This is a genomic window from Telluria sp. AZSoR62 (assembly GCF_058111565.1).
Genome location: NZ_JBYTST010000597.1, coordinates 1 through 236 on the forward strand (window position 1 = coordinate 1; position 236 = coordinate 236).

Here is a 236-nt window from a genome sequence, read left to right on the forward strand (position 1 = left end):
CTGTGGAAGCAGCGGACGCTCAGGGTTACCTGGGTATGGCGGGGTTCGATCCGAAGGCGATCAAATCCGCCATGCCCGGCATGCTTGATTTGGCGGCAGCAGGCGGTGCCGACCTGGCTCAGACCGCCGACATTGCGTCGAACATCATGTCGGGCCTAGGTATGCAGGCCGACCAGATGGGGCGACTCGGTGATGTGTTGGTAGGCACGTTCACGCGCTCCAATACCAACCTGCAG

General features: G+C 61.9%; 1 protein-coding gene. It reads left to right on the plus strand.

Going from position 1 to position 236, the window contains the following annotated elements:
* Positions 1-236, plus strand: a 236-nt coding sequence (locus AC3XQU_RS24880) for a phage tail tape measure protein (protein ID WP_489876761.1), incomplete at both ends; no start/stop codon positions are given.